Raw genomic sequence first — 10394 nt, 5'->3', positions numbered from 1 at the left:
TTCACAGACCTTCGACCTCAGCTTCGACGGCTCTGTCTACGACCTGTTCGTCACCTGGACCTGCGGGGGCACCCTCGTCGTACCGCAGCGCAGCCAACTGCTGTCCCCGGTCACCTTCGTGAACTCGGCTCAGCTCACCCACTGGTGGTCCGTACCCTCGCTGGTGTCCTTCGCGGAACGCCTGGGCACCCTGCAACCGAACAGCATGCCCACCCTGCGCCGAAGCCTCTTCGGCGGCGAGCCGCTGTTCCTCACGGGTGCGCGGCTGTGGCAGGCCGCCGCTCCGGCCAGCACGGTCGACAACCTGTACGGCCCGACTGAGCTCACGTGCACCTGCGTCGGATACCGGCTCCCGGCCGAACCGGAGGAGTGGCCCACGACGCCGAACGGCACGGTGCCCATCGGCAGTTGCTACCCAACGGTGGAGTACGTCCTGCTGGACGAGGACGGCGACCCGGCCGCGGACGGCGAACTGTGCCTCCGCGGGGCGCAGCGCTTCCCCGGGTATCTGGACCCCGCCAACAACGCCGGCCGTTTCCTCGAGGCCGACGAGAACGGTGGTGCCGTCCAGCCGCATACGGGCAACACGTCGCCGACGGACCGTTCTTGGTACCGCACGGGGGACCGGGTCGCCGAAGTGGACGGTCAGCTCGTACACCTGGGACGGACGGATCACCAGGTACACATCCGTGGTTACCGCATCGAACTGGGCGAGATCGAGGCGCTGCTCAGGCGGCAGCCTGAAGTTCGCGACGCCATCGTTGTCGCCGTGGAGGGCCGCAACGGCGAAAAGGACCTGGAGGCGGCCGTCAGCGCACCCCACGGCGACACGGAGCGCATGTACCGCCATCTCAGCGCCCACCTCCCCGCGTACATGCTCCCGCGCCGCATCACCACCTTCGAGCAACTACCGCTCAACACGAACGGCAAGATCGACAGGCGTGCCCTGGCGACCGCCCTGTCACAAAACGCCCTCTGACCCCGAAGACAGCCCGGCCGGGGCGCACCGAGAAGTCCAGTCACATCCTCAAGGTCTGTGAGACTCAGGAATGTTCGACGTCATCGTGGTGGGCGCTCGGTGCGCCGGATCACCCACAGCCATGTTGCTCGCCCGCGCCGGGTACAGGGTGCTTCTCCTGGACAGAAGCGAACGCGGCTCCGACACCCTGTCCACTCATGTCATCCACCAGCCGGGGGTCGCCGCCCTCGCCCGCTGGGGACTGCTCGACCGAGTCCGCGCTTCCGGATGCCCGCCCCTCGACCGGGTGCTCTATGAGGTGGAGGACATCCGTCTGGAGGGGAGCAGCGGGGGCATGGACGGGCAGCGCGCCGGCTACGCGCCACGCCGCCATCTCCTGGACGCCATCCTGGCGGACGCGGCGGTCGAAGCCGGTGCCGAGTTCCGCAGCCGTTGCTCGGTCACCGGGCTGCTGCGCGACGACTCCGGCCGTGTGCAGGGAGTCCGTGTGAGACACCGGGGACGCGACTTCACCGAGCGAGCACGCCTCGTGATCGGCGCGGACGGGATGCGTTCCACTGTCGCCGCATTGTGCGACGCCCCCTACACGCAGCAGACACCGCGTTTGACGTGTGCCTATTACGCCTACTGGGAGCAGGTGCCGACCCTCCTGGAACTTTACGAGAGGCCGGGAGCCTGGGTGGCCTCCGTCCCCACCAACGACGACGCCACACTCGTCCTCGCCTACTTCCCGCAGTCAAGCTTCGAGGAAGTGCGTGCCGACGCCGACCACGCATATCTCGAACAGATACGCGCCACGGCTCCAGCGTTGTACGAGCGGTTGCAAGGCAAGCGGCGTACCGAACGGCTGCGTGGCACCGGACACCAGGAGAACTTCTTCCGGTGCGCGACCGGCCCCGGCTGGGCACTGGTAGGCGACGCCGGACACCACAAGGATTCCATCACCGCCCGTGGAATCACCGACGCGTTTCTCCAGGCAGAATCACTGGTTGAGTACATCAGCGACGGCTTTGCCGATCAGGGGGACCTGGATGCGGCGTTGCGGGCATATACGCGGAACCGGGACGACCTGATGGCGGAGGGCTACCGGGCCGCGCTGTCGGCGGCCCAGCTGGAAACCCATCCCAAGCGCCTGTCGCTGCTGCGCGCGGTGCAGTCGGACCCCGAGCTCACCTCGACCTACTTCGACGTATTTGCCGGAATCAAGCCGACCACTGCCCTGTACACGCCTCGACTACTGGCCCGCCTATAAGTGTACCTGCACGAAATCTTTGCGTTCCGACGGGTAACCACACGGCAGCACGTGTATCAACTCAGACGACGGCGAAGATCGCTTTCCTGTCGGCCCAGGCAACTGGTAGACATGACCCCGTGAACGGGAGAATCCCCGCGGGCCTTCGCGGAGGAGGGGGCGGCGCTCCTCACCATCGGTCCGCTGTCGCGAGGAAGAAGATGTCAGACGAACGCGACCGGCACGGAGGGCCCAAGACTGTACGCCGACGCTCCCTGCGTATTGCGCTGCTTACGCCCATTTTGATACCCGCAGTCGCTCTAGCGGCAATGTGGGGCTTTGCGGCAAAGGATTCAGTCGACGACGGGCTCCGGCTGAGAGCCGAAGCGGAGTCCGGTGCTTCGGCCGGGCGATCGGTCCACACCTTGGTGACCCGTTTGCAGGATGAACGACGCCTCACCTCCATGTGGCAGGATGACCGTACCGGCGAAACGTACATAGCGCTCAAAAGGGCTCGCTCTCGCACCGACATCGCGGTCACGAGGTTCAACGCGTCTGAGGCGAAGCTCAAGGGTTCGGCCGACGCGGACACCGAACGCGGCGTGGTCAAAGAGCTGAACGATCTCACCAAGCAGCGGAACCGGATTGATTTGCACGCTGCTAACCGCGGCAGTGCCTACCGGTACTACACGGGGGTCACCGCGGCAGGCACCACGCTTCTCACGGACGTTCTGCACAGCGAGGACGGGCAGCTCGCCCACAACGCGGCTGCGGTGACCTCGCTGGTTCACATCGCCGAGCTGATTTCCCGGGAAGACGCGCTGTTGTCCGGCGCCCATTCATCCGGGCGTATGTCGCCCGCTTTCCGTCAGGCCTTTCTGGGACATGTCGCCTCTCAACGGCAGGTCGCCGGGACCCTGAACACCCGCGACATACCCGGTGCGGCAGCCGAGGACTACCAGCGCACGACCGACAAGCCGCAGTGGGCCGTACTGCAGAACATCCAAGCCGCCGTCGATGCCGATACGACCGGGAACACGACGCGGAACACGACCCTGCGCAGGGACTGGATCGAACGGGCCGACAAATGGCGGCCGGCCGCGGACGTCGTCGGCAGGGATCTGCGTGACGGGGTCTCGGCCTCGCTCGACAGCATGGCCGAGCACAAGTCCAACCGCGCAGACGACGCCCTGCTGACCGCGGTGGCGGGATCCGCGGTGGTACTGGCCGTGCTGGCGTTCACGACTGTTCTGGCGGTTCGGCTCTCGCGTTCGCTGTCCCGCAGGCTGTCGCGGCTGAGTTACGCGACGACGCAGTGGACGGACAGAGTACTCCCGGACCTCGTGGACCGATACGAACGAGGTGACCTGGCCGGCGCTGCGGCTGAAATGCCGTATGAGAGCAGCACCGACGACGAAGTGGGACGACTGGTCGCGGCTGTACGCGAACAACAGCGCACCGCGGCCAATGAGTTGGGCGGACTCGCCAAAGCGATCGACGACCGGTGGAAAGCCGCGGCGCTGACCAGCGAGCAGAAGGCCCGCAAGCGTGACGGTGCCGAGACTGTGGTGCTGGGCCTCCTCCGGCGGAACCAGCTGCTGATCAGCCAACTGATCACGCTCATCGACAGTCTGGAGCGCAGGGAGCACGACCCCGAGCTGCTGACAGACATTTTCAAGATCGACCACCTGGTTACCCGTCTGCGCCGGGACCTGGAGAATCAGTCGCTCATCGTGGGTGTCCAGCCGGGCCGCCGCTGGAGTAGACCCGTCCCGGTTTTCCAGGTGCTGCGCAGTGCTGTGGCGGAGACCGTCGACTACACCAGGGTGGAAGTGGAGACCGCGCCGGAGTTCTCGCTCTCCGGCCGAGTCGTCGCCGATGTCGGCCACATACTTGCGGCTCTCATCGAGAACGGCACTTCCTTCTCCCCGCCCCACACCAACGTCATCGTCAGTGCGGAGGAAGTGGCCGAGGGCCGGTTGGTCGTCGAAGTCATCGACCGCGGCCTGGGCATGAACGCGGAGCGGTACGAGGAACTGAACCGACTGCTCGCCGATCCGCCCGAACCGGACGTGACACGGCTGGGGGAGATTCCACAGCTGGGGCTGTTCGTGGTGGCACTCCTGGCCAACCGCATCGGCCTGGAGATAACGCTGTGCAGGTCGGCGTACGGAGGAACGAAAGCCGTCGTACTCATCCCCAGCGACCTGCTGGAGGAAGCTCCGCCCCTACTGCCGAGGGTCACAGAGCCCGCGCGAGAGCAGCCTGCCGAGCGCCACTCCAGCGACAGCACGGAGGACACGACGCCGCGGCCGCAGTGGGAGCCGCAGCGGCGGCCGGAGCCGCGGCCGGAGCCTGAGCCGCAGCGGCGGCCGGAGCCGGAGCCGGAGCCGCAGTGGGAGCCGGAAGACGATCTGGGCGGCTATCCCGCGTACACAGGCGGAGGGTTGTTGACGCGCTCCCGGACACACACGGCCGCAGATGCCCTTTCGGCGATCGGGTTGATTCCGCCGTCGGTTGAACCGGAGGCAGCAGCCACAGCCACAGCCACAGCCGAAACGGCCACCCGCAACGAAGTGTCACAAGAACCCCCCGGGGGGTCGCAGAAATCCATGACGCTGCCCACCAGGAGGCCGGGCGAGAACCTCGCAGCTCCACTGCGTCGGTCGTCCGAGCAGTGGCCCGCGGCAGACGAGGACGACACACCTCTGTGGCCTGCCCCCGACCGGGCAGGCGGGATCGCGGGGGCCGTCCAGCGGGCTGGTCGGCAAGCGCGCACCGAGTCGTCGGATGCTCAGTGCGATGGCGCCTCTCCGGGGACGCCTGAATTTGACGGGGGCACTGAGGTTCTTGAGGAAGGGTCAGAACATTGACTGAGCATTCGCCTGTCTCCGAAAAGCTCAATTGGCTTCTTGATGGTTTACTGGAGCGGGTGCCGGAGACGCTGCACGCCATTGTGCTGTCGCAGGACGGGCTGCTTCTCGCACGCTCACACGAGCTCAGCAAGGACGACGCTGATCACATGTCGGCCTTGGCCTCCGGGCTGCACAGCCTTTCACGGGGCGCTGCGCGTCGTTTCGATGGTGGAAAGGTGCGCCAGACCATTATCGAGATGGAGAACGTCCTCCTTCTGATTACCGCGGGTGGTGACGGGTCGCGGCTGGCCCTGCTTGCTTCCGAAAATGTCGACGCAGGATTGGCGGCCTACGAGATGGCAAAGGTCGTTCAGCAGGTCGGTGCGCACCTCAGTGCGGCACCTCGTGTCGAAGTTGCCCCCAGTGATCTGTCCCGCTGAATGGACACCCCTAGTAACCCACAGTGGTTCGACAAGGAGGCCGGGTTCACCACCCGGCCTTATGCGATCACCGGTGGTCGCACCATACCCAGTCGATCAGATCTCACATTGATCACCCAGGTGGTCGGGAGTGAATCGCGCACCGACCAAGAGACGCGCAGGGAGCAGCCGGAGTCAGCAGCCATCCTCGAACTTGTCGAAAGACGTCCCCTGGCGATCGTTGAAATCGCATCATATTTGGACCTGCCGGCCAGCGTGGTGAGAGTTCTCTGCGGTGACCTGGCGGACAGGTCGCTCATCCTGGTCAAGAAACCCGGCCTGGAGAAGAGCACCCCGGATGAACATGCTCGCGTGTTGCGTAAGGTGATCGATGGCATTCGAAAGCTCTGAGCAGAGGCGCGCCGGGACGGCAATGCCGACGGCGCTGAAAATTCTGGTGGCAGGCGGTTTCGGTGTAGGTAAGACAACGATGATCGGATCGGTCAGTGAAATCGAACCACTGAACACCGAAGAAGACATCACTGAAGCGAGTCTGGGTATCGACGATCTCAGGGGTACCCCGGAGAAATTAACAACCACGGTCGCCATGGATTTTGGTCGGATCACCCTTGACCAAGAGGGCGAAAATGTACTGTATCTGTTCGGCATGCCTGGACAGGAACGCTTCTGGTTCATGTGGGAGGACCTCGCATCGGGGGCGCTGGGGGCTGTGATACTCGCCGATCCCCGGCGGCTGTCCGACTGCTTCGCCTCCGTGGACTTCTTCGAACAGTGCGGCATCGCTTTCGCGATAGGTGTCAACTGCTTCTATGGTGAATGCGACTTCACAACTGAGCAGATACGGACTGCTCTGAACCTGCGGTCCCCTGTACCCATCGTCATGTGTGATGTGCGGTATCGCGACCCCAGCAAAGAGGTACTCCTTGCTTTGCTGGAGTCCGAACATGCGAAAGTGAAGGCCTGATCACCCGCCTTCGGTCCACCGCTGGTGACGTGCGGCCGATCCGGCCGGCTTGCGGGTCAGCGCCGCGCCCAGCAGCCCTGAGCCGGGGCCGAGTTGGGCGTAGCGGATCGGAGGCGGGTCGGGGCGCGGCGACCGTACGGCAAAGGTGCTCCGGGCCGGTTCGTCGAGCAGTCCGCCGGAGGTGCCGAGGCCGCCGCCCATCACCACCGCCTCCGGGTCGAGCAGGGAAACCGTCCACGCCAGCGCCGTACCCAGGGCCCGGCCTGCCGTGATCAGCACCTCCCGCGCAGCCCCGTCTCCGGACGCGGCCCGCCGTACGACCTCGCGGGCCTCGGCGACCTCGGCTCCGGTGGCGGCGGTGTACCGGGCCGCGATGCCCGCGCCGGAGACGTACTCTCTCAGCGGACCGTCACAGAACGCACCCGTCACCTTGTCGAGACGACCTCATTGTGCGCCGTAAGCAACTCGACTTACGGTGGGGCGACTTGAGGCGCTCGATCTCAGGCGTACGGGTACATGCTCTGGAACGTCCAGCGAGGCAAGTGGCGGAGGAAGCATGGAGATCAAGAAGGTCGTCGTCCGCGAAGAGGCCAGGACCAGGGAACGGCACGTCATCGAGAAGAGGCCGACACGCTGAGCGGAAGAGGGGCGCCGGGCGAGGACCGGCGCCCCATCGGCGCGAGGGAGACCTCATGCGCATCCAGCTGACGACCATGCCATGGCAGCCGATCGAGCTTCCGTCGCTGCAAATCGGTCTGCTTCGCGCGTTGTTGGCCGAAGCGCGACCGGATGACGAGGTGCGGGAGTTCCACGGATCGCTGCGCTGGGCGGAGTTCCTGCTGAAGCGCACCGGGGGACGGCTGCGGCCGGACGACCATATCGTGGTGGGCAGCGAATCGATCTTCGACGGGCTCGGGGACTGGGTCTTCTCCGGTGTCCTCTACGGCGACCCGGAATGGGGCGTCACTCGCCTGGCGGAGTACGCCGAGCGGCGGGGCGTCGACATCGGCACCGCATCCGAAATGCGCGGCCACGCCACGGAGTTCATCGCCCACACGGCCGCGGAGATCCTTGCCGAGGCTCCCGATGTGGTCGGGTTCACCAGTACGTTCATGCAGAACGTGTCCTCGCTCGCGCTGGCCCAGGAACTCAAGCGCCGCCGCCCGGCGCTCACGGTCGTCTTCGGCGGAAGCAACTGCGACGGTCCGATGGGGCACGCACTTCACCGCAACCACCCCTTCGTCGACTACGTCGTGCGCGGCGAGGCGGAGTACGCCCTGCCCGCACTCCTGGCGCACATCGAGCAGCCGGACCGCGGCGCCCCGCCGAGCGGCGTACCGGGCCTGTGCTGGTGGGACGGCGCGGTCTCGCGGGCCAACGCGGAGAGCCGGCGCACCGTCGCACCCGCCGACATTCCCTCACCCGACTACGACCTTTGGCAGAAGGCCGTGGATTCCTCCCCGGTGGCCGAGTACATACACCCAAAACTGGTGGTGGAGGGCGCCCGCGGCTGCTGGTGGGGCGAGAAGCACCACTGCACCTTCTGTGGACTCAACGGCTCGGCCATGTCCTTCCGCGCCAAACCCGGCGAGCGTCTGTGGAGCGAGATCGACCGACTCGTACGCCGCCACCAGATCCTCGACATCATCACCGTCGACAACATCATGGATATGGCCTACTTCAAGGACTTCCTGCCACGCGCGGCGGAAAGCGGCTGGGACCTGAGGATGCATTACGAGGTGAAGTCGAACCTCACACCGGAACAGCTGGCCCTGCTCGGCCGGTCGGGCGCGGTCCACATCCAGCCGGGCATCGAGAGCCTGAGCAGCAGAGCCCTCGACCTCATGGACAAGGGCGTCAGCGGCGCCCGCAACATCCGCACGCTCCGCGAGTGCGACAACCACGGGCTCACCTGCTCCTGGAACTATCTCTACGGGTTCCCGGGCGAGCGCGACGCGGACTACACCGATGTCCTGGAGCAACTGCCCGCGCTGGTCCATCTGCAGCCGCCGGGCGGCGCCTTCCGAATCCAGCTCGAACGGTTCAGTCCCCACTTCACCGATCCCATGCGCGGCTTCGCCGAGCGGCATCCGGCCGAGATGTACCGGCATGTCTACGACCTGCCCGAGGACGAACTCGCCGACCTCGTCTACCTCTTCGACACCCCGCCCGCAGGCGTGGGGGGCGCCGTCGAGGAGTCGCTGATCCGGGCGGTCCGGGATTGGCGCACCGGCTACCCCACGTCGACGCTGGTCCTGGAGCTGGAGAACGGCAGCGAGGAGGTCCTCCTGGTCCACGACCGGAGGCACGGCTGGCCACACCGCAGCCACAGGCTGACGGGCTGGGAGGCGACCGCCCTGTGTCATCTGGAACACGGCAGGACGGCTCCGGCACTGCTCCGTCTGCTGGCCGGCGGCGCGGAGGTGCCGACTCCGGGCAGGCTCGTGCAGTGGCTCGACCGGGGTGTCTCCCTCGGCCTGCTCTACCGTGACGACCGGACGTATGTGTCGCTTCCGACCTGGCATGTCCCGGTCCGTTTCGCCGAGGGCGAGATGCGGGCGATCGAATGCGCGGTCGAGCCCGTCTTGCCCGTCGAGCCCTCCTGCTCCTCTGTGCCCGCCGGACAGCGGGAGGCTGTCGGATGACCTCCCTTCTTCCGCCCCCGCGCCCGGTCCGTCCGGCCGCGGCCCTGCCGGCCGAGGTGCCCCACCGGTTCAGCGGACGACAGGTCCTGGTGGACCGGCCACTGCGGCTGGGCGCCGGCGGCCGCCGGGCCGCGGTGGAGGTCCAGTTCCTGCGCGAGTGCCTGAGCCACGACCTGTCGGTGATGTGGGAAGTGGACGCCGGTGATCCGCTGGCGACCTCGGACACGGCGTACGACGTCACCTTGCTGGGCCACCTCCCGGCACCGGTGCCCGCGCCCGGGGAGCCGCCCGAGCTGGCCGACTGGCGGGCCCGGCGCGCCTACGGGCAGCTGTACCACCGGAACGGGCCCGGCTTCGTCACCGTCCTCGACCGCAGGGAGCCGCCGCTCGCGGCACGGTTCACCCTCGACCACCCCGATCTGCTCGCCGCTTTCCGCACCACGCTGGACGCCACCGCCGTGGCGGATCTCGACCCCCGCCGGCGCGAGGCGGTCGGCATCCTCGCCCGGGAGCGACTGGTGCTCGTCACCGACGGGTGGGTGGTCGCCCTGCCACCCCGCATCCGGCACTGGCCGGTCCCCTGTACGGGGATCTGAGGGTGGGCGACGCACGTTCGCTGTGGCGGCACCGGCCCGTCCTCCTGCTGTGCGCCGAGCAGAGCGCCAGCTCGGTCGGGCGGCAGATCACCACGCTCGCGCTGGCCCTGCTTGCCGTGACCAGGCTGGACGCCGGGCCGTTCGGGGCGGCGGCGCTCATGGGGCTGACCTATCTCCCCGGGGCGCTGCTGAGCCCGTTCGCCGGGGTCCTGGCCGACCGGGCCAGGCTGCGCCGGCTCACAGTGGTGCTCACCTCGCTGCAGGCTGTGGTGGTCGGCTCGGTGCCGTTCGCGGGCGCCGTGGGCCGGATCAGCTGGCCGCACCTGTGCACGGTGGCCGCCGTCTCCGGTGCGCTGACCTTCTCGCTGTCGGTGGCCCTGCAGGCGGCGCTGCCCCGTGTCGTGGACCCCGGACAGCTCCTCTCCGCCAACTCCGTCCTGACCGGTGCCCGCACGGCGGGCCAGATCGGCGGACCCGCTCTGGGGGGTGTCCTCGTCGGCCTCGCCGGCCCCGCCACAGCGATCCTCGCAGGCTCCGCGGCCTACGTCGTAGAGGCACTGCTGCTGCTCGCGCTCCCCGCCGCCCTGAACAGCCCGGCGGAACGGAAGGGCCCGGGCCCCTCGGACGGAGCGCGTACCGCCGCGCTGCGCGGGGGTCTCGCGGTGGTCCGCGCGGAACCCAAGC

Annotated in this window: 10 protein-coding genes; 9 read left to right on the top strand and 1 reads right to left on the bottom strand. The window is 67.4% G+C overall.

Features of this window, described 5'->3' with window-relative positions; translation table 11 throughout:
- The 6 genes from ACRDP3_RS14380 to ACRDP3_RS14355 form a co-directional block, all read left to right on the top strand.
- The coding region (locus ACRDP3_RS14380; protein WP_431517319.1) for an AMP-binding protein at positions 1-979 on the top strand (979 nt) is incomplete at its 5' end.
- 70 nt (positions 980-1049) lie between these two features.
- Positions 1050-2231: an NAD(P)/FAD-dependent oxidoreductase gene (locus ACRDP3_RS14375; protein WP_431517318.1), complete on the top strand. Its 1182-nt coding sequence runs from the start codon at positions 1050-1052 to the stop codon at positions 2229-2231.
- 200 nt (positions 2232-2431) lie between these two features.
- Positions 2432-5083 carry a sensor histidine kinase gene (locus tag ACRDP3_RS14370; RefSeq protein WP_431517317.1) on the top strand — a complete coding sequence of 884 codons (2652 nt, stop codon included), beginning with the start codon at positions 2432-2434 and terminating at the stop codon, positions 5081-5083.
- Positions 5080-5505, top strand: a complete 426-nt coding sequence (locus ACRDP3_RS14365; protein ID WP_431517316.1) for a roadblock/LC7 domain-containing protein — start codon at positions 5080-5082, stop codon at positions 5503-5505. The genes ACRDP3_RS14370 and ACRDP3_RS14365 overlap by 4 nt, the downstream gene beginning before the upstream one ends.
- A complete protein-coding gene (locus ACRDP3_RS14360) occupies positions 5506-5895 on the top strand; it encodes a DUF742 domain-containing protein (RefSeq protein WP_431517315.1) in 390 nt (129 codons plus the stop codon).
- Positions 5876-6469 (top strand): GTP-binding protein, encoded by a 594-nt coding sequence (locus ACRDP3_RS14355; protein WP_431517314.1) that lies wholly within the window; start codon positions 5876-5878, stop codon positions 6467-6469. Before ACRDP3_RS14360 ends, ACRDP3_RS14355 begins: the two co-directional genes overlap by 20 nt.
- Here ACRDP3_RS14355 and ACRDP3_RS14350 read toward each other — a convergent pair whose 3' ends face one another.
- A complete protein-coding gene (locus tag ACRDP3_RS14350; protein WP_431517313.1) occupies positions 6470-6898 on the bottom strand; it encodes an ROK family protein in 429 nt (142 codons plus the stop codon). It abuts the gene before it with no gap.
- Between the two features lie 263 nt (positions 6899-7161).
- Here ACRDP3_RS14350 and ACRDP3_RS14345 point away from each other — a divergent pair, with 263 nt between their 5' ends.
- The 3 genes from ACRDP3_RS14345 to ACRDP3_RS14335 all read left to right on the top strand — a co-directional run.
- Positions 7162-9114, top strand: coding sequence for a RiPP maturation radical SAM C-methyltransferase (locus tag ACRDP3_RS14345; RefSeq protein ID WP_431517312.1), 1953 nt, complete (start codon positions 7162-7164; stop codon positions 9112-9114).
- Positions 9111-9710 (top strand): DUF5825 family protein, encoded by a 600-nt coding sequence (locus ACRDP3_RS14340; protein WP_431517311.1) that lies wholly within the window; start codon positions 9111-9113, stop codon positions 9708-9710. Before ACRDP3_RS14345 ends, ACRDP3_RS14340 begins: the two co-directional genes overlap by 4 nt.
- Before the next feature lie 2 nt (positions 9711-9712).
- A partial coding sequence (locus tag ACRDP3_RS14335; RefSeq protein ID WP_431517310.1) for an MFS transporter occupies positions 9713-10394 on the top strand: 682 nt, incomplete at its 3' end.

The organism is Streptomyces sp. (genome assembly GCF_050698815.1).
Taxonomy (GTDB): Bacteria; Actinomycetota; Actinomycetes; order Streptomycetales; family Streptomycetaceae; genus Streptomyces.
The sequence above is the reverse complement of the archived record's forward strand: the minus strand, read 5'-3'. Positions and strand labels throughout refer to the sequence as shown.